This window comes from Streptococcus sp. oral taxon 061, from assembly GCF_013394695.1.
Classification (GTDB): Bacteria; Bacillota; Bacilli; order Lactobacillales; family Streptococcaceae; genus Streptococcus.
In genome coordinates, this window is record NZ_CP058258.1 from 79770 (window position 1) to 98853 (window position 19084).

Genomic DNA, 19084 nt, shown 5'->3' on the forward strand with positions numbered 1-19084 from the left:
GATGAAACTATCAATTCTTATCACTCTTTTAAATGAAGAATTAGTTCTCGCTCAAACACATAAAGCCATCTCTGAGAAGTTAGAGAGTATGATTTTATCGGAAGAACTATCTGACTACGAAATTCTCTATGTGGATGACGGCAGTAGCGATAGCACACTAGAATTAATCGATGCTATTGCCAATGAAAACCCACGGGTCAAGTATATCAGCTTTAGTAGAAACTTTGGACGCGAGAGTGGAATTCTTGCTGGTTTTAAGTATGCGACTGGTGATGCAGTTATGGTGATGGATGGTGATTTGCAACATCCGCCCTACCTTATCCCTCTCTTTGTAGAAGCTTATAAAGAAGGATATGACATCGTCAGCGGTCAGAGAACTCGAGAAGGGGAGTCATTTGTAGGAAGCTTCTTTGCTCGTAGTTTTTATAAATTCTCGAACCATTCCATGGATGTCAAGTTAACAGACGGGAAATCTGAATTACGACTCCTCAGCAAGAGAGCTGTGGATGTGTTTGTTTCGCTGCCTGAGTACAACCGATTTAACAAAGGGCTTTATGAGTGGATCGGTTTTAAAGAGAAGGTTATCCCTTATAAAAACGAAGTGCGTATAGCAGGGAAAAGTAAATTCGGCTTTAAGAAGTCTATGAACTATGCTTTCCAGGGGATTATCTCATTTAATGATCGTCCTCTTAGGATTTGTATCCAATTTGGATTTGTCAGCATGGCTCTGTCTCTTCTCTACATTGTTTATGAATTTTGTAAGTTTATCTTCTCTTCCGACTATACGAGTGGCTATTTCACTACAATAGCAGCTATCATCTTGTTTAGCAGTGTTCAGCTGATCTTCATCGGTGTGCTTGGAGAGTATATCGGAAAGATTTATTACGAGGTGAAGCAACGTCCTCACTTTATCGTCGCGAAAAGCAATATTGACCATGCTGAAAAAGATAAGATTGGTTAAGAAGATATAGGAGAAAACAAACATGGATAAGTGGTTAACGCGTTGGCAAGAGTTAAAAGGGAAACACCCTAAAGCCTTGCTTTATACGATAAGTTCCTTACTACCGATGACCATCATGCTGGTTGTTTGGTTCTTCATGGGTAGCTATCCCTTTGGGAATAAAAGTCTGATGGCAGTTGACTTTGGTCAGCAGTATATCAGCTTTTTTGGCTTGCTTAAAAATGCTGTACTTACAGGCGATTTGAGTAGTCTGACTTATTCCTTTACCAAATCTCTCGGTGGAGATATGATAGGGGTTTTAGGCTATTACTTGATGAGTCCCTTTAATATTTTTTATATTATTGTTCCCTTCAAACATTATGGTTTGGCAGTCTTTCTGACCATTTGGCTCAGATACGGCGCAATCGGACTTTCTTTCTCTCATTTCCTGATTAAGCGCTATAAAGGTGCAGAATCACGTGTGTGGTTGGTGCCTTTATTTGCAACAGCCTATGCTCTTTCAGGCATGCTCGTTTCTTATCAGATGAACGTCATTTTCTATGATGCCATGATTATGCTACCGCTCGTTATCGTTTATCTGGAAGAGATCTTGGATGGAGGAAGACCCTATCGTTATGCCTTTATTTTAGGACTAACAGTCTTTCTGCAGTTCTATATGGGGTATATGATTTCGATTTTTATCGTCCTATACTCTTGTTATTATGTTTCACCACGCCTCTCTATCCAGGGAACTCTGAAGCAAAAGATGAAACACTTCTTGAGTCCTTTGGTAAAAACATTTGCCTTCTCTGTCATTGGGGTTGCTACGGCATCGGTGTTGATTGTGCCAGTTTTCTATAATCTCCTTGAGAGTAAGGGGCAAGTTGGAGATGCCATGAAGTTCTCCTTCGCCTTTCAGATCAATCCTGTGGATATCCTGTCTAAACTGGCTATCGGTGGTTTTGATACTGCCTCAGGCTGGTCAGCTGGACCTAATCTTCCAAATATCTACATAGGTGCTTTAGGATTTCTAGGTTTTATCCTCTACTTTACATCGAAGGATATAGCTAAGGAAAAACGTTGGGCTGCAGGAGCAGTCACCTTCGTCTTCTTCCTTTCCTTTGTCAATGAGTTTGTAAGTAAAATCTGGCATATGGGACAAAATCCAGCTGGATTCTTCTTCCGTTTCTCATGGTTATTCTCGTTCTTTATGCTCGTTTTAGCCTATCAGGTAGTTAAGGGACAAGTAGAAATTTCTCGCAGAGGGAAGCTGCTTTCAGCTGTGTTACTAGTTTTATCAGCAATTTATCTCTATACAAAGAAATTCACCTATCTTCCAAAAACACAGCCAGAAGCATTGACTCAATTTCTAACAAAGAATGTTATTGGATTTTGGATTTTACTATTAGCTATCACTGCAGCTTGCTCTTATCTCTATTGGAGTCGTTCTCGTAAAGATCCTAAAGTGAAAAAAATGGTGCTATTGATAGCTGGGGCTGTCGTCCTTCTTTTAGGCATTCTTCTCCAAACAGGTTATCTCTTATCTCAGGTTGTATTAACCTTGTTGGTTTACTTGGCGGTTATCTTCTTACTGCGCTCAAGAATGACAAGATTAGCCATTCTTGCCTTATCTACCCTAACAATCTTTGAGTTGGGTTACAACGCTTATCTATCTCAAGCAACCTTTGGGTATGCGGATGTAGATAAGTTTGTAGATGCAACGGTATCTGTAAAACAAGTGACAGATGATGTTCAGAAACAAGCAGACCAACCATTCTATCGAATCGCCTCCACCTTTGCCTATTCAAAAACAGTGCCATCGCTTGTTTCCTACCCAGGTTTAAGTACCTTTAGTTCTAGCTTAGAGCGTACGACCATGGATCAATTCGCCTACATGGGTGATCAAGGGATTAATGCGGCGACAGAGTATGAAAATGGGACCCTCTTAACAGATGCCCTATACGGTGTTCGCTACTATATGGATGTCAAGGATCTGGATCCTACAGAGAAAGAAGCTCATCCTGAGAGAATGTATTTCACTCGTTTTGCTAGCCGTTTTGATATGCACCGTTATTTCACGCGTAAGGTCTATGAAGATGAGCGCTATATTGTGTATGAAAATCCCAATTCGTTCCCATTAGCCTATGGAACAAATGATTTAGTAAGAAATATCAGCTTCGGTAAAAACAACGCTATTCAAAACCAAAATATCATTCTCAACTCTATGGAAGGTGCGAAAAAAGACGAAGAAAATTACCTCGATTATTTCAAGCCCCTAGCCTATGGAGATGTCGAAACAGAAAATCTTACTGAGGAAAATGTCGACAAAGAAAAAGGAACCGCAGTTTACAAGCGTGTAGATTCTTCTAAGGATGCAATTGTTCGCTACCGAATTACTCCTCGAACAGATTTAACTTATTACTTCTTCGTACCTGCAGGTCTAAATACAGAGAAAGATTACTCTGTCCTTCTGAACGGCAAGTGGTTCACTCATTCCAAGAGAAATACGCAACGTCAACTATGGCAAATCGCTGACAATGCAGAGAATCAAGAGTCTGTACTGGAGTTCCGCTTTAAAACAGACAAGGTTGACCTTTCAAACGCAGGAGTTTACCGCGCAGAAATCAGTCAAATTCAAAGTGCTTTAGAAAAAAGGAAGGCACAAGGTCTACAAGTTGAGAAATTCTCGAATACTCATATCGTCGGTTCAGTGAATATTACTGACGACAGTAAATATATGATGACTTCTATCCCTTATAGCGAGGGTTGGAAGGTGAAAGTAGATGGTAAGGATGTACCTGTGACAAAAGCATGGAACAGCTTTATTTCCTTCCCGATTACTTCTGGACAACACAAAGTAGAATTTGTCTTCTCACAAAAAGGAAGGGTTACAGGTGCTGTATTGACTCTCATCAGTCTAACAACGCTTTATATTGTCAGAAGAGATTACAAAAAGGATGATAAAAACCAGCTGAAAGAAAGTCAATACGCTCCATCAGCTGACTAAGCAATCTTTTATCAACTATAAAAAAATACGGTCAGGAATGGTATCCTGACCGTTTTCTTTTGCAAAATGACAAAAATATTAAACTTTTTGACAAATATACTTGTCAAAAATAAAAAGATGTGTTACAATGAAATCAAGATAAAGAACAAAGGAGAAAAAAGACATGCTAAAAAATCGTCTAAAAGAGCTTCGGGCTCGCGATGGCCTGAATCAAACCGAGCTGGCCAAACTAGCTGGCGTGTCCAGGCAAACCATCAGTTTGCTAGAACGGGATGAGTACACGCCATCCATCGTCATTGCCCTGAAGATTGCTCAGATATTCCATGAGCCAGTCGAGTCAGTCTTTCGCTTAGAGGAGGATGAGTGATGAACAAGTATAAAGTGATTTATTATCTATCTATAGTTGTGTTTATCGTAAATCTTTTGGCTATGATTGGAAGCCTATTTGGTTGGTTTACCATCGTAGAAGGCAAGTACCTCTTCTGGAATAATATAGTGCTACTATTAGTCTTTAGATGGGTAGAGAAAAAAATAAAGTTTAAAGAACTCGTAAAAGGAGAAAAGTTATGAAAGAGTTTTTAGCAGGTTTTCAAGTCGATACTGAGAACAAAGAACTTGCCGGTGTTTGTGCAGGTTTAGGAAACTATTTTAACATTCAAGCCAACATTGTTCGTTTGGTGACAGTCTTCTTGTTTCTCTCTTCGACGGAGATTGGGATTATAACCGTGACTCTCTATGCTTATCTAGCAGGTTGGCTTGGGAATGAGCCCTTGGGAGATGGAGCGAAGAAAGCAAGAAACCAAGCTATTCTCTTACTTGTTGTTTGTTTGCTTTTGGTGTCGCTTGGAGCAGAAGGTTTGACAGCTATTTTTGAATCGGGGAAATCCTTTGGTCAATGGTTGTCTGGCTTGTTTTAGAAAGAGGTTAAAATATGGAAAAGAATCACATAATTTTTGCACTGAAACTTTTTATTATAGGAGCTTTATTAGGAATACTTGCCGGAGCTCTTGGAGTTAAACCTTTAGGTATTAGTCAAGAGCAAGTAATCCCTGTCTTGTTCTCAATCTTTTTTGGTCTAGGGCTGATTACGGCAATCCTAACATTTTATTTCACTAGAAAAAGTCATCAGGCTTATCAGAATTATCAACGAGAAGAAGAGGATGAAGGAAATGAGCAAGACTACCTTGCTACGTATCGCTTCTTAGATTATGCTACAGTAGCTTGGAATGTTTCCCAAATTAGTATGCTATTCTGTATGCTTTTAGACTTAGGAAGATTCGGCATATCAGCAACATCCTTACTTTTGATAGTTGTAAGTATTTGGTCGGGTGTTTACTGCCTAAAAATCACTAGCAAGATTCGTAACTATAAACTTTCTGTTATGGCCACACCCAAGGAAGTTTTGGAATACCTGGACACTTATGATGAGGGAGAAAAACAGGCTGAGATGGAAGAAGCTTACTTGATCTTGTTCAAGGTCAATCAAATCCTCATTCCTGGCATCTATGTTGTCTTAGTAGTACTATCTGTAGTATTAGGACAAGTACAGTTGGTTGCTCTACTCGTAGCAGTTGTCATCCATTTGTACACGAATGTTGCACAGTTGCGCAAAACAAAACGTTATTTCAAATAGGAGAATATTATGAAAACACTTAAAAATATCGGCTGGTATAGTCTTACTTTCTTATCATTTATTATGATTTATAGTTTTATTCAGGGTGTAGGTGTGGCGGCGATGAAGTTGGGAGCACCTGACTACGTTTTTGTCCCGGTATATGTCTTATTGGCAGGAATTTTCACCTTTGTTACCTACAAGTGGTATAAGACAGGAACCGTTACGATTGAAAAAACAGCCCTCAACAAATACATCTGGTTGCCTGCCTTGGTATGGGCCCTTGTCATTGTTGCCCAATTCTTTTTGCCAAATGATCCATCAGTCAATCAACAGACGGCAGAACAATTGACTCATAATCAACCTCTCTTCGCTTTCTTCATGATAGTTGTCTTTGCGCCCCTGACAGAAGAGTTAACCTTTAGAGGTATGCTAGCTCGTTATGTCTTCCCTCAACAGGATAACATCAAGCAGACAGCTCTCTTTCTACTAGTAACAAGCATCATCTTTGCCCTCGTTCATTTCCCTGGAACTCCACAACAATTCCTAGTGTATGGTTCCCTCGGTTTGAGCTTGGGGTTGGCTTATATCAGCAAGGGTGGACTGGCTTACAGCATTGCTTTACATGCTTTAAATAATTTAATCGGATTTTTAATGATAATCATGCTATAATAGACTCAGGAGGAAGTCATGAAACGAGTGATATTATTAGCAGTGATTCAGGCAGTTGTTCTTTTCTTTATCATTGGAGTGCTTGCCTATGCTTTAAAAGGGGATTTCTTTTATAACTATTTAGCAGTAATCTTCGCACCAATCGCAGGTATTATGCGATTTGCGACGGCTTATGCAACGGAGATTGTTCTCCCTAAAAAGGCGGCAGAGATTGCGGAAAAGCGTAAAAAATAAAGAAAACCTAAATCCAGCGAATAACTTTGCTGGATTTTTTCATTTATAGCAGGATTCTTCTCAACTTTTCTGATGATTTTCATGAAGAGCCTGCGCTTTTATGGTAAAATAGTAACAGAATAAAAGAGGAGAGAAAACATGAAACGTAGTATGTATGCTGGTCGTGTTCGTGAGGAGCACATCGGACAAGAAATTACCTTGAAAGGATGGGTTGCCCGTCGTCGTGACCTTGGTGGTTTGATATTTATCGACCTTCGCGACCGTGAAGGAATCATGCAGTTGGTTATCAACCCAGAAAAAGTATCTGCAGAGGTGATGGCAACAGCTGAAAGCCTTCGTAGTGAATTTGTCATCGAGGTGACTGGTCAAGTTGCTGCACGTGAGCAAGCCAATGATAAGTTGGCGACTGGAGCAGTTGAGCTGAATGTAACAGCTCTTACTGTGCTTAACACAGCCAAAACAACACCATTCGAAATCAAGGATGGCATTGAAGCAAACGATGATACGCGTCTACGTTACCGTTACCTTGACCTTCGTCGTCCAGAAATGTTGGAAAACCTTAAACTTCGTGCCAAGGTAACTCATTCTATCCGTAACTACTTGGATGAGTTGGAATTTATCGACGTAGAAACACCATTCCTTTCTAAATCAACGCCAGAAGGGGCGCGTGACTATTTGGTACCATCTCGTGTTAATAAGGGCCATTTCTATGCCCTTCCTCAAAGTCCGCAGATTACAAAACAGTTGTTGATGAATGCTGGGTTTGATCGTTACTACCAAATTGTTAAATGTTTCCGTGACGAAGACTTGCGTGGTGACCGCCAACCAGAATTTACTCAGGTCGACTTGGAAACGTCATTCTTGACTGAGCAAGAAATTCAAGATATCACAGAAGGCTTGATTGCGCGCGTGATGAAGGAAACAAAAGGCATAGAAGTAACACTGCCATTCCCTCGAATGAAGTATGATGATGCTATGGCTCTTTATGGTTCTGACAAGCCTGATACTCGTTTTGAGATGTTGCTTCAAGACTTGACAGATCTTGTCAAAGGTGTTGATTTCAAAGTCTTCTCAGAAGCTCCTGCGGTTAAAGCCATTGTCGTCAAAGGAGCAGCAGACAACTACTCACGTAAAGACATTGACAAGATGACTGAAGTAGCCAAACAGTACGGTGCCAAAGGTCTTGCTTGGGTCAAGGTTGTTGACGGTGACTTAAACGGTCCAGTTGCGAAATTCTTGACTGGTATTCAAGGCGATTTAACAAGTGCGCTTGGTCTTGAAGATAAGGACTTAGTTCTCTTTGTAGCTGATACACTTGAAGTGGCCAATGCAACACTCGGTGCCCTTCGTGGACGTATTGCCAAAGAGCTTGGCTTGATTGATACTGACAAGTTCAACTTCCTCTGGGTTGTTGACTGGCCAATGTTTGAATGGTCTGAAGAAGAAGGTCGTTACATGAGTGCGCACCATCCATTTACTCTTCCTCAAGCAGATACTGCTCATGAACTAGAAGGTGATTTGGCTAAGGTTCGTGCCATTGCCTACGACATCGTCTTGAACGGTTATGAACTTGGTGGTGGTAGCCTTCGTATTAACCAAAAAGAACTCCAAGAACGCATGTTCAAGGCCCTTGGATTCTCAGCTGAAGAAGCCAATGACCAGTTTGGATTCCTTTTGGAAGCCATGGATTATGGATTCCCACCACACGGTGGCTTGGCTATCGGACTTGACCGCTTTGTAATGCTCTTAGCAGGCGAAGAAAATATCCGTGAAGTCATTGCCTTTCCTAAGAACAACAAAGCAACTGACCCAATGACCCAAGCACCATCAACAGTGGCTCTTAAACAATTAGAGGAACTCAATCTACAAGTAGAACAAGATGAAACAAACGAAACTAACTAAAAAGTGGTACCATTATCTGCGCCGTTTTGCTTATCGGGTGAAGATTTTACGTGTTTTGCAAAGTATCTCCCGAGAAAAATACGATGAAAAAATTTCAGCTTCTCTGGTATATGGTTTTCTATCAGCAGTAGCCGTCAATTTCTTCTTCCAACCAGGACACGTTTATTCAAGTGGAGCAACAGGTTTAGCTCAGATTATCTCAAGCCTTAGTAACTACTGGTTTAATTTCCATATTCCAATTTCTGTAGCTTTCTATTGTATCAATATACCACTCATGATTTTAGCTTGGCGCCAGATTGGGCATAAGTTCACGATATTTACCTTTATCACGGTATCCATGAGCTCGCTCTTTATCCAATTTGTGCCAGTGGTGGTCTTGACAGAGGATCCCATCATCAATGCTCTCTTTGGTGGGGTAGTCATGGGACTTGGTATCGGTTTTGCTTTACGCCATAACATTTCCAGTGGTGGAACGGATATTGTCAGTCTTACCATTCGTAAGAAGACAGGACGAAACGTCGGAAGCATCTCCTTCCTAGTGAACGGGACAATCATGCTGATTGCAGGCTTGACCTTTGGTTGGAAATATGCCCTTTATTCCATGATTACGATCTTTGTCTCAAGCCGTGTAACAGATGCAGTTTTCACCAAACAGAAACGCATGCAGGCCATGATCGTCACTAGCAATCCAGATGCAGTGATTGAGAAAATCCACAACAAATTGCACCGTGGGGCAACGATGATCCATGATGCTGAAGGAACTTATAACCATGAGCGTAAGGCAGTTTTAATTACGGTTATCACTCGTGCAGAGTTCAATGATTTTAAACAGATTATGAAACAAGTTGATCCGACAGCCTTTGTATCGGTCTCAGAGAATGTTCATATTCTTGGACGATTTGTCGAAGTTGAAAACTAGTTGTTCAGGTAAATAGAATACAAAAAAACCAACTCAAAATAGAGAGTTGGTTTTTTATTTTTCAACGATTTCGTGTGCAATCACCTGACGATAGCAGATTTGACGATTCTCTTTGACATCATTAATGATTTGCAGAATGGTTTCAAATGAAGTTCGGCCAAGAGCAAGGCTATTGATATCAACATAGGCAGCTAGATTCAATCTTGGATTCACCGAATCAAAGCTTAGAACAGGAACATCAAGCTGGTGTTCGTTGAGGTAGTTACAGACACCTTCAGCTAAGAGGCTATCTGTTGTAATAATAGCATCGGTCTGAGGGTCGTGTTTAAAGAGTTGTTTACTAAAGTTATAGCCCTTTTCTTCTAGAAACTCGTCTGCAAAGAAGGTACGTTGACTATCAAGAGGTAGATCGTGTTCTTGAAGTGCTTGCTCGTAACCTGTCAGACGATCCTGGGTAACGAAGAGCTTCTTGGTACCACCAATGAAAGCAATGCGACTGCATCCTTTTTTGATGAAATATTCGGTCGCATCAAATCCGGCTTGGATGTTATCATTATCAACAAGCGGAATAAAAGGAGAAAGTGATTTTCCAAGAATGAGGAAGGGGAATTGCTCATCGACAACTAGTTGCACCAAGGGATCATTTTCTTGAGCATACAAGAAGATAAGCCCATCCACACGCTTTCCGTAGACCATTTGTGAAATGGCGTTTAAACGCTCTTTCTCATCCTTACCAGTCGCAATCTGAATGGCATAGTGATTTTCCGAGGCAACCTGTGCAATCCCTCTAAGAACAGAAGGGAAGAAAGGGTTTTGGTAGAAAACGTCTGAGTCATCTGGAAGAACCAAACCAATGACTTGCGTATAACTGCTAACGAGACTTCGAGCATTTAGATTAGGATGATAATTGAGTTCTTTCATTGCTTTTCGAACTCGTTTTTTGGTTTCGTCACTAATGGTTGATTTGTTTTGAATAACACGGGTTACGGTTGAAGGTGAAACTCCTGCAGCCTTGGCCACGTCTTTAATCGTAACAGGCATAATAATCTCCTACTTTTGGTAGTCTGGATCACGATAATGAGTCTTATAAAAGATAGTGACCAGGTATAGAACAAATAAAATGTTTTGAACAGTAATCAAAGTTGCCATATTCTGTCCCAAAAGACCTAGAATCAAGGTAATTAAAGTTGGCAATCCTAAACAGTTCAAAATAAAATGATAGCACTCTTTATAGGTCTTAAATGAGAAGAGACGAGATTTTTTCGTAAAGTAGAGCAGAAGGCTAGCGCCTAAAGCTACAATGAAAAAATTAAGTCCAAAGAGGAAACTAGCACCTAAGACCAGGAAGAGGCTGATATAGACGCGGTTCTGTTGATACCAGTCTTTTGAAATAGCCTGAGTCAAGCTTTCCTTGCTTTGGAAACTATCAGTTGTGATAGCATGATAGCGAATGCTGGTTAGTTCTTTTCCTTGCTTACTGATGACGAGTTGCTCAGGTTCAAAATGAAGGAGCAATTCCTTAGGGAAGTTTGAACTAGAAGTATCTCCAATTTGAACAGAAGCTTGATGAGGAGTTAAACCCGTATAGCTTAGTTTACCATCTACAATCTTGGCGTTCTTAGCTAGATCCTGAACGACTCCGTCCGTCAATGGAGCATAGACATCATCGATGAACGTCTCTAAAGGATAGGTTTCCTGAGAACTGTTCTGGATAGCAATAGGCACCATGGATAAGCTAATCAAGAAAATACTGGTAAAAATCAGTTGAAACCAGTTTAGACCAAAACGATGAGAGAGGGGCTTACGAAATCCCCAAATACTATTAAAATAAGAAAACGGATATGGTAACATAAATCTCTTTCTATAGGCATTTTCTATACGAGTATTATATAGAGAAATGTTTTTTATTTCAAGCGGGGATAGTAGAATCCTTGATAAAAGTGAATGTTTGTTATGATTCATCCACTAACTAACAAGGAAATCTCAGCAAGCTCATGTTTCTCACCAGACAATCGATGTACAAGTTCAAAAATGAAAAAGGGTGGCGAGGGTATATTACCCCTTGTCGCCACCGCTTGTAAGTCCTGAAACGAAGTTCTTTTGCAAGAAGAAGAAAAGTGTACAGATTGGAAGAGCGATGAGGATGGCACCTGCTGAGAAGTAGGCAATCTTCAAGTTCTTCGCATTATTGACGAAGGTTTGTAGACCAACGGCAACTGTAAAGTATTCTTTTTCACGAAGCAAGAAACTAGAGAGGATATAGTCTCCAAAAGGTCCCATGAAAGCCCAGAGTGCTTGTACAGCCACCATTGGGCGAACAAGAGGGAGAACGATTTGCCAGAAGCGGCGGAAGTGTCCTGCACCATCTAGTTTTGCAGACTCATCAAGAGACATTGGCACGGTGTCAAAGTAACCTTTCATCAACCAAGCATTCATAGGGATACCACCACCGACGTAGAGGAAGATGAGGAACCAGCTATGGTTAAGGGCATTCAACATGAGGGCCATAACGAAGAAGGCAGTCAAAGCGGCCATTGTTGGCACCATTTGGATAATCAAGAAGAAGACCAAACTTTGCTTACGAGCCAAGAAGTTGTAACGGCTGTAGGCATAACCAGCAAGTACGATAATACTTGTCTGAACGACCATAGTGACCAAAGCGATGATCAAGGTATTAAGGTACCATGTGCCGTACAAGGTTTCTGTAAAGAGCCCTTTGAAGTTATCAAGACTAAAGTTGACATTGCCGTCGAGTTTAAAGGCCACAACGTTACCAGCCTTGAAGGCTGACATAATCGTGATTAAAAGTGGATAGATAATGACGATTGAAAGTCCAATCAAGTAGAGGTAAGTGAGGGTTTGAGTCAGTCTACGTTTGAGTTTGATTGAGTTATTCATCTTAGACGTCCTCCATATCAAATGCGTGTAGTTTCTTGAATGCAATCATAGAAATAGAGATGACAATGATTGAAATAATCAAGGTAACGGCAGCTGCCATAGAGTATTGAGGAGCTGTACCAGTTGTCAAACGGTAGATCCATGAGATCAAGATATCTGTTGAACCAGCTCCACCACCGACACTACCAGGACCACCACCATTGAAGAGGTACATGATAGAGAAGTTGTTAAAGTTGAAGGTGTATTGGCTGATCAAAGTAGGTGCCGCAACAGCCAAAATCATTGGGAAAGTAATGTTGCGGAATTTTTGCCAAGCGTTTGCACCATCGATATAAGCTGCTTCGTACAAGTCGTTTGGAATAGACTGTAGGATACCGAGAGTCAAGACATAGATATAAGGGAATCCAAGCCAACCTTGCATCATAATCAAGGCAACCTTAGTCCAAGTTGGGTTTGTCTTCCAAGGGATAAGTGCTCCATCTAGGAAAGGAAGAACCTTAGCAAAGAGAGGGATAACTTGAGTATTGATAGCTCCGACACTATCGTTGAACATGTTTGAGAATGTCAAGATAGTGATGAAGGCTGGAACAGCCCAAGGGAGAAGGAAGATAACACCAAAGATACGTTTTCCTTTGATGAATGGTTGGTTAGCAATAATAGCTGTAAAGATACCGAGTACGATTTGCAAAGTAGATGCAGATAAAGCCCAAATAATAGTCCAAGAAAGAACAGAACCGAAGGCTGAACGGAAGGTACTCAAGCTCCAGATGTTTGTGAAATTAGTCAATCCAACCCAATCCAACAATTTATTTGGTGGTAAATGTTGGAAATCATAGTTGGTAAAGGCAATCATCAAGGTTACAATAACTGGGAAGATGATAGCAAATGTCATGGCAACATAAGATGGGATGATGAGTAAGTATGGGAACCCATTTTCATAGATTCCTTTAATCATATCCTTCAATGTCAATGGGACAGGAATGCCATTATTAATACGTTTTGCAATAGTGTGAGCGTCTTTAATATTGAGAATATAAAAGGCTAGGTAAACAATTACAAAAATAGAGTGGAATGCACCACGAATCAACATGAAAAGAGAGTTGTCACGGCCAGGTTTTTCACCGAGCGTGATCAAGTTGCTCAATTCTGGTGCTGCAAGTACTATAAAATAGAGGACAAAAGCCACTGTTACAGCAAGGAAGATAAAACCTTTAGCTTTTTGTTTGTTGTAGATTTGTCCCAACCCAGGAATCAATGAAAGCAAGGCTGCTTTTTTTGGTTGTTGTTCCATGAGTGCTCCTTTCATAAGATACGAGCTCTGGGCTCGATGCTAATCAGCAAGTTTGTTGAAAACATTGTCAGTGTATCTAAAAATCAAGGGAGATGTTTAAATTATCTCCCTTGAATCAATCAATTAGTTACCAAATTTTTGTTGGATTGTTTCTTTGATCAATGTTACAGCATCATTAGCAGCTGTTTTAGCATCTTTCTTACCGCTTACAGCGTCAAAGAGCATTGTTTTAGCTGGGTCCCAAACTGTTGACATTTGAGAGATGTTTGGCATTGGTTGAGCGTTTTGGAACTGTTTGATAACAGCTGTAGTCAACTCATCGTTTTTACCTTCAGCGTAAGCGCGAGCTTCAGTATTAGCTGGGATTTCGTTAGTTGCATCGTAGAATGCTTTTTGTTGGTCAGTTGAAACAAGGAAGTCTACAAATTTTTGAGCCCCTTCAAGGTTCTTAGTGCTTGATGGGATGATCCAAGCTTTACCACCACCAAAGGCTGCGTAGTTTTTGCCGTTTGGAAGAGTTGGGATAGTTGCAACACCGTAGTTTACTTTAGCATCTTTGAATGCTTGAGCTTTCCAAGGACCATCGATGATAGCAGCTGTTTTACCTTCTTGGAATTGAGTTTGGATCAAGTTTCCAGCACCTTCAGTATCTTGCATACCTTTAGGCCATTTGTCGTACCAAGTCTTAGCGTATTCGATACCTGCGATAGCACCATCGTTAGCAAGACCGATATCTTTAGGATTTTTACCGTTGTCACCAAATACGTAAGCACCGTTACCTGCAAGAAGTCCGTATGCGTAGTAGAAGTTAGTCCAGTCAGCTAGGAAAGCAGTTGTTTTTCCGTCTTCACCAGCGAAAGCGTATTTGCTATCTTTAGCAAGGTTTTCTAAGTCAGCAAATGTTTTTGGAGCTTCTTTAATCAAATCTTTGTTGTAGTACATAACAAGTGATTCGATAACGGCTGGAGCACCGTAAACTTTTCCACCAACAGTTACAAGAGATTTAGTAGTATCGTCTGTTTTAGCACCGTCGCTCAAAGTTACTTCTGAAAGTTGTCCGTCAGTACCAAGGCTACCTACACGGTCGTATGGAGCCATCATAACATCAGGGGCTTTACCAGATTGGTTATCTAGTGAAAGGTTATCAAGCCCACCCATTTGGTCTCCTGTTTTGATGTTAACTTTTACACCAGCTTCTTTTTCGTAAGCTTTTGCAGCTGATTCAGCAAAGGCTTTGTATTGATCTTCAACGTAGAAAGTGATTTCTTGGCTTCCTGATGCAGAAGAATCAGCTGCTTTATCAGCAGTTTTGCTTCCGCAAGCTACCAAAAGCAAGCTAGCAAGAGTAGCAGTACCAAGTACAGCTGCGCTCTTCATGAATTTAGTTGACATAGTGTATTCCTCCTAAAGAATAACAAATTTTAATTTCGAGGAAACGCAAACGTTTTCCCTTATGACCCTAGTATAGCACAAACAGAAAACGGTTGCAAGCGTTTTTTATAAAAATTTTTAAAAAGCTTAAAGTTAAGAAAAACTGGAAACTGTCCCTATAATAGGAAGAAAAGATAAATAATTAAGGAAAAAATGTTCGGAAATGGATGAATGGAAACGATTGCGCAATTTTTTTGAAAAAAATATCAAGTTAAGAGAAGAGGATATAGTAAATTTCATTTTTAATTATATAAATAAATCAAAAAAAGTTTTCTAAAAACGCTTGCATTTCTTTTTGAAATGGGTTATACTTTAGTTAGCGCAAACGTTTGCGCAAAAATTGAAGTAATTAACAATATAAACACTTGAGGTGCTAATATGAAAAAACGTCAAAGCGGTGTGTTGATGCACATCTCATCACTTCCAGGAGCATACGGAATCGGATCATTTGGTCAAAGCGCCTATGATTTCGTTGACTTCTTGGTTCGCACTAAGCAACGCTACTGGCAAATCCTTCCTTTGGGAACAACTAGCTATGGAGATTCTCCATACCAATCATTCTCAGCTTTTGCTGGAAACACTCATTTTATCGATCTTGATATTTTGGTAGAGCAAGGATTGTTGGAAACAAGAGATCTTGAAGGTGTTGATTTTGGCAGCAATCCAACAGAAGTTGACTACGCTAAAATCTACTACGCACGTCGTCCACTTCTAGAGAAAGCTGTCAAACGTTTCCTTGAAGTCGGAGATGTCAAAGACTTCGAAAAATTTGCGCAAGAAAATCAATCATGGCTTGAACTATTTGCAGAGTATATGGCAATCAAAGAGTATTTTGACAACCTTGCTTGGACAGAATGGCCAGATGCAGATGCTCGTGCTCGCAAAGCTTCAACTCTTGAAAGTTACCGTGAGAAATTAGCTGACAAGCTTGTTTACCATCGCGTAACCCAATACCTTTTCTTCCAACAATGGTTGAAATTGAAAGCATACGCCAACGATAACCACATTGAAATCGTTGGAGACATGCCTATCTATGTGGCTGAGGACTCAAGCGATATGTGGGCTAATCCGCATCTCTTTAAAACAGATGAAAACGGAAAAGCGACTCACATTGCAGGATGCCCACCAGATGAGTTTTCTGCAGACGGTCAACTTTGGGGGAACCCAATCTATGACTGGGAAGCAATGGACAAAGATGGCTACAAATGGTGGATTGAACGCTTGCGTGAAAGCTTTAAAATCTACGATATCGTTCGTATCGACCACTTCCGTGGATTTGAGTCTTACTGGGAAATCCCTGCTGGTTCTAAAACAGCGGCACCTGGTAAATGGGTGAAAGGACCTGACTACAAACTCTTTGCAGCGGTTAAAGAAGAACTTGGTGACTTGAACATCATCGCAGAAGACCTTGGATTCATGACTGATGAAGTTATCGAGCTTCGTGAGCGTACTGGATTCCCAGGAATGAAAGTCCTTCAATTTGCCTTCAACCCAGAACATGAAAGTATCGACAGCCCACACTTGGCACCAGCAAACTCAGTTATGTATACAGGAACACACGATAACAACACTGTTCTTGGTTGGTACCGTGATGAGATTGACGATCCAACACGTGAGTACATGGCACGCTATACAAACCGCAAGGAATACGAAACAGTAGTACATGCTATGCTTCGTACAGCCTTTTCATCAGTAAGCTTTATGACTATCGCTACTATGCAAGATTTGCTAGAGTTGGATGGTTCAGCTCGTATGAACTTCCCATCTACTCTTGGTGGAAACTGGTCATGGCGTATGACAGAGGATCAATTGACTCCTGCTGTCGAAGAAACTTTGCTTGACTTGACTACAATTTATCGCCGAATTAATGAAAATTTGGTAGAATTAAAGAAATAAGACATTATCAGGAGACACAAAAAATGTTACCATTAAAAGAATTTGTACAAAATCGTTACAATAAATCTATCGCAGAATGTAGTAACGAAGAGCTTTACCTTGCTCTTCTTAACTACAGCAAACTTGCTAGTAGCCAAAAACCAGTCAACACTGGTAAGAAAAAAGTTTACTATATCTCAGCTGAGTTCTTGATTGGTAAACTCTTGTCAAACAACTTGATTAACCTTGGTCTTTATGACGAAGTTAAAAAAGAACTTGCTGATGCAGGTAAAGAGTTGATCGAAATCGAAGAAGTAGAATTGGAACCATCACTTGGTAATGGTGGTTTGGGACGTTTGGCAGCCTGCTTTATCGACTCAATCGCTACACTTGGTTTGAACGGTGACGGTGTTGGTTTGAACTACCACTTCGGTCTTTTCCAACAAGTTCTTAAAAACAACCAACAAGAAACAATTCCTAACGCTTGGTTGACTGACCAAAACTGGTTGGTTCGCTCAAGCCGTAGCTACCAAGTGCCATTTGCACACTTTACATTGACATCTACTCTTTACGATATCGATGTACCTGGTTACAAAACAGCTACTAAAAACCGTTTGCGTTTGTTTGACTTGGATTCAGTTGATTCTTCAATCATCAAAGATGGTATCAACTTTGACAAGACAGACATCGCTCGCAACTTGACTCTTTTCCTTTACCCAGACGATAGCGATAAACAAGGTGAATTGCTCCGTATCTTCCAACAATACTTCATGGTTTCAAACGGTGCACAATTGATCATTGATGAAGCAATCGAAAAAGGAAGCAACTTGCACGACCTTGCTGACTACGCAGTTGTACAAATCAACGATACTCACCCATCAATGGTAATCCCTGAATTGATTCGTCTTTTGACTGAACGTGGTATCGAACTTGATGAAGCAATCTCTATCGTTCGTAGCATGACTGCTTACACAAACCACACAATCCTTGCTGAAGCCCTTGAAAAATGGCCTCTTGAATTCTTGGAAGAAGTGGTTCCTCACTTGGTACCAATCATCAAAGAATTGGACCGCCGTGTTAAAGCAGAATACAAAGACCCAGCTGTTCAAATCATCGATGAGAATGATCGTGTACACATGGCGCACATGGATATTCACTACGGATACAGCGTAAACGGGGTTGCAGCTCTTCACACTGAAATCTTGAAGAACTCAGAGTTGAAAGCTTTCTACGACATCTACCCAGAAAAATTCAACAACAAAACAAACGGTATCACATTCCGTCGTTGGCTCATGCATGCTAACCCAAGCTTGTCTCACTACTTGGATGAGATTCTTGGACGCGAATGGCACCATGAAGCTTCTAAATTGGAAGACCTTCTTTCATACGAAGACAAGGCTGCTGTCAAAGAAAAATTGGAAAGCATCAAAGCTCACAACAAACGTAAATTGGCTCGTCACTTGAGAGAGCACCAAGGTGTGGAAATCAATACAAACTCTATCTTTGATATCCAAATCAAACGTCTTCACGAATACAAACGTCAACAAATGAACGCTTTGTATGTGATCCACAAATACTTGGACATCAAGGCTGGTAACATCCCTGCTCGTCCAATCACAGTATTCTTTGGTGGTAAAGCAGCTCCTGCCTACACTATCGCTCAAGACATCATCCACTTGATCCTTTGCTTGTCAGAAGTGATTGCAAACGACCCAGCAGTAGCTCCACACTTGCAAGTGGTTATGGTTGAAAACTACAACGTTACTGCAGCAAGCTTCTTGATCCCAGCATGTGACATCTCAGAACAAATATCATTGGCTTCTAAAGAAGCTTCAGGTACTGGTAACATGAAATTCATGTTGAACGGGGCTTTGACTCTTGGTACTATGGACGGGGCTAACGTGGAAATCGCTGAGTTGGTTGGCGACGAAAACATCTACATCTTCGGTGAAGATTCAGAAACTGTTATCGACCTTTACGCGAAATCAGGTTACAAATCAAGTGAATTCTACGCACGTGAAGCTATCAAACCATTGGTTGACTTCATCGTGAGTGACGCTGTTCTTGCAGTTGGTAAGAAAGAACGCTTGGAACGTCTTTACAACGAATTGATTAACAAAGACTGGTTCATGACTCTTCTTGACTTGGAAGACTACATCAAGGTTAAAGAGCAAATGCTTGCTGACTACGAAGACCGTGACGCATGGTTGGATAAAGTCATCGTCAACATTGCTAAAGCAGGATTCTTCTCATCTGACCGTACAATCGCTCAGTATAATGAAGATATCTGGCACTTGAACTAA

Annotated in this window: 17 protein-coding genes; 12 read left to right on the forward strand and 5 right to left on the reverse strand. The window is 40.6% G+C overall.

From position 1 onward, the window contains the following. Position 1: 1 nt before the first annotated feature. The 10 genes from pgfS to HW271_RS00440 all read left to right on the forward strand — a co-directional run bounded on the left by pgfS (position 2) and on the right by HW271_RS00440 (position 9286). Complete coding sequence (pgfS, locus tag HW271_RS00395) at positions 2-961, forward strand: glycosyltransferase PgfS (RefSeq protein WP_178894434.1); 960 nt, start codon at positions 2-4, stop codon at positions 959-961. A gap of 22 nt (positions 962-983) precedes the next feature. Beyond that, on the forward strand, positions 984-3947 hold the full coding sequence (pgfM1, locus tag HW271_RS00400; protein WP_178894435.1) for a glycosyltransferase PgfM1: 2964 nt from the start codon (positions 984-986) through the stop codon (positions 3945-3947). Between the two features lie 163 nt (positions 3948-4110). Next, positions 4111-4314, forward strand: coding sequence for a helix-turn-helix transcriptional regulator (locus HW271_RS00405; protein WP_000916944.1), 204 nt, complete (start codon positions 4111-4113; stop codon positions 4312-4314). Beyond that, on the forward strand, positions 4314-4517 hold the full coding sequence (locus HW271_RS00410; RefSeq protein ID WP_006149605.1) for a hypothetical protein: 204 nt from the start codon (positions 4314-4316) through the stop codon (positions 4515-4517). Before HW271_RS00405 ends, HW271_RS00410 begins: the two co-directional genes overlap by 1 nt. Further along, positions 4514-4864, forward strand: coding sequence for a PspC domain-containing protein (locus HW271_RS00415; RefSeq protein ID WP_045613903.1), 351 nt, complete (start codon positions 4514-4516; stop codon positions 4862-4864). The genes HW271_RS00410 and HW271_RS00415 overlap by 4 nt, the downstream gene beginning before the upstream one ends. A gap of 14 nt (positions 4865-4878) precedes the next feature. After that, positions 4879-5580: a DUF3169 family protein gene (locus tag HW271_RS00420; protein WP_178894436.1), complete on the forward strand. Its 702-nt coding sequence runs from the start codon at positions 4879-4881 to the stop codon at positions 5578-5580. Between the two features lie 9 nt (positions 5581-5589). Beyond that, entirely contained in the window at positions 5590-6231 is a 642-nt protein-coding gene (locus tag HW271_RS00425) for a CPBP family intramembrane glutamic endopeptidase (RefSeq protein ID WP_178894437.1), read from the forward strand. Between the two features lie 18 nt (positions 6232-6249). Next, complete coding sequence (locus HW271_RS00430; RefSeq protein WP_016466386.1) at positions 6250-6465, forward strand: hypothetical protein; 216 nt, start codon at positions 6250-6252, stop codon at positions 6463-6465. A gap of 138 nt (positions 6466-6603) precedes the next feature. After that, complete coding sequence (gene aspS, locus HW271_RS00435) at positions 6604-8367, forward strand: aspartate--tRNA ligase (protein WP_178894438.1); 1764 nt, start codon at positions 6604-6606, stop codon at positions 8365-8367. Continuing rightward, positions 8345-9286, forward strand: a complete 942-nt coding sequence (locus tag HW271_RS00440; RefSeq protein ID WP_178894439.1) for a YitT family protein — start codon at positions 8345-8347, stop codon at positions 9284-9286. Before aspS ends, HW271_RS00440 begins: the two co-directional genes overlap by 23 nt. A 54-nt stretch (positions 9287-9340) precedes the next feature. On the opposite strand, the gene HW271_RS00445 is transcribed toward HW271_RS00440, so the two are convergent. The 5 genes from HW271_RS00445 to HW271_RS00465 form a co-directional block, all read right to left on the reverse strand. Further along, positions 9341-10327, reverse strand: a complete 987-nt coding sequence (locus tag HW271_RS00445) for a LacI family DNA-binding transcriptional regulator (protein ID WP_178894440.1) — start codon at positions 10325-10327, stop codon at positions 9341-9343. Between the two features lie 9 nt (positions 10328-10336). After that, positions 10337-11137 (reverse strand): DUF1189 family protein, encoded by an 801-nt coding sequence (locus tag HW271_RS00450; RefSeq protein WP_178894441.1) that lies wholly within the window; start codon positions 11135-11137, stop codon positions 10337-10339. Between the two features lie 204 nt (positions 11138-11341). Then, on the reverse strand, positions 11342-12184 hold the full coding sequence (locus HW271_RS00455; protein WP_178894442.1) for a sugar ABC transporter permease: 843 nt from the start codon (positions 12182-12184) through the stop codon (positions 11342-11344). Between the two features lies 1 nt (position 12185). Beyond that, positions 12186-13475 carry a carbohydrate ABC transporter permease gene (locus HW271_RS00460; protein ID WP_302851376.1) on the reverse strand — a complete coding sequence of 430 codons (1290 nt, stop codon included), beginning with the start codon at positions 13473-13475 and terminating at the stop codon, positions 12186-12188. A gap of 123 nt (positions 13476-13598) precedes the next feature. Next, positions 13599-14867 (reverse strand): extracellular solute-binding protein, encoded by a 1269-nt coding sequence (locus tag HW271_RS00465; protein WP_178894444.1) that lies wholly within the window; start codon positions 14865-14867, stop codon positions 13599-13601. 417 nt (positions 14868-15284) lie between these two features. Between HW271_RS00465 and malQ the strand changes: the two genes are divergently transcribed. Next, entirely contained in the window at positions 15285-16802 is a 1518-nt protein-coding gene (malQ, locus tag HW271_RS00470; RefSeq protein ID WP_178894445.1) for a 4-alpha-glucanotransferase, read from the forward strand. Positions 16803-16825: 23 nt separating this feature from the next. Beyond that, on the forward strand, positions 16826-19084 hold the full coding sequence (gene glgP / locus HW271_RS00475; RefSeq protein WP_178894446.1) for a glycogen/starch/alpha-glucan family phosphorylase: 2259 nt from the start codon (positions 16826-16828) through the stop codon (positions 19082-19084).

Coding starts and splice junctions, on each gene's coding strand:
- pgfS (WP_178894434.1), top strand. CDS start 2: ATGAAACTATCAATTCTTATCACTCTTTTAAATGAAGAATTAGTTCTC.
- pgfM1 (WP_178894435.1), top strand. CDS start 984: ATGGATAAGTGGTTAACGCGTTGGCAAGAGTTAAAAGGGAAACACCCT.
- HW271_RS00405 (WP_000916944.1), top strand. CDS start 4,111: ATGCTAAAAAATCGTCTAAAAGAGCTTCGGGCTCGCGATGGCCTGAAT.
- HW271_RS00410 (WP_006149605.1), top strand. CDS start 4,314: ATGAACAAGTATAAAGTGATTTATTATCTATCTATAGTTGTGTTTATC.
- HW271_RS00415 (WP_045613903.1), top strand. CDS start 4,514: ATGAAAGAGTTTTTAGCAGGTTTTCAAGTCGATACTGAGAACAAAGAA.
- HW271_RS00420 (WP_178894436.1), top strand. CDS start 4,879: ATGGAAAAGAATCACATAATTTTTGCACTGAAACTTTTTATTATAGGA.
- HW271_RS00425 (WP_178894437.1), top strand. CDS start 5,590: ATGAAAACACTTAAAAATATCGGCTGGTATAGTCTTACTTTCTTATCA.
- HW271_RS00430 (WP_016466386.1), top strand. CDS start 6,250: ATGAAACGAGTGATATTATTAGCAGTGATTCAGGCAGTTGTTCTTTTC.
- aspS (WP_178894438.1), top strand. CDS start 6,604: ATGAAACGTAGTATGTATGCTGGTCGTGTTCGTGAGGAGCACATCGGA.
- HW271_RS00440 (WP_178894439.1), top strand. CDS start 8,345: ATGAAACAAACGAAACTAACTAAAAAGTGGTACCATTATCTGCGCCGT.
- HW271_RS00445 (WP_178894440.1), bottom strand. CDS start 10,327: ATGCCTGTTACGATTAAAGACGTGGCCAAGGCTGCAGGAGTTTCACCT.
- HW271_RS00450 (WP_178894441.1), bottom strand. CDS start 11,137: ATGTTACCATATCCGTTTTCTTATTTTAATAGTATTTGGGGATTTCGT.
- HW271_RS00455 (WP_178894442.1), bottom strand. CDS start 12,184: ATGAATAACTCAATCAAACTCAAACGTAGACTGACTCAAACCCTCACT.
- HW271_RS00460 (WP_302851376.1), bottom strand. CDS start 13,475: ATGGAACAACAACCAAAAAAAGCAGCCTTGCTTTCATTGATTCCTGGG.
- HW271_RS00465 (WP_178894444.1), bottom strand. CDS start 14,867: ATGTCAACTAAATTCATGAAGAGCGCAGCTGTACTTGGTACTGCTACT.
- malQ (WP_178894445.1), top strand. CDS start 15,285: ATGAAAAAACGTCAAAGCGGTGTGTTGATGCACATCTCATCACTTCCA.
- glgP (WP_178894446.1), top strand. CDS start 16,826: ATGTTACCATTAAAAGAATTTGTACAAAATCGTTACAATAAATCTATC.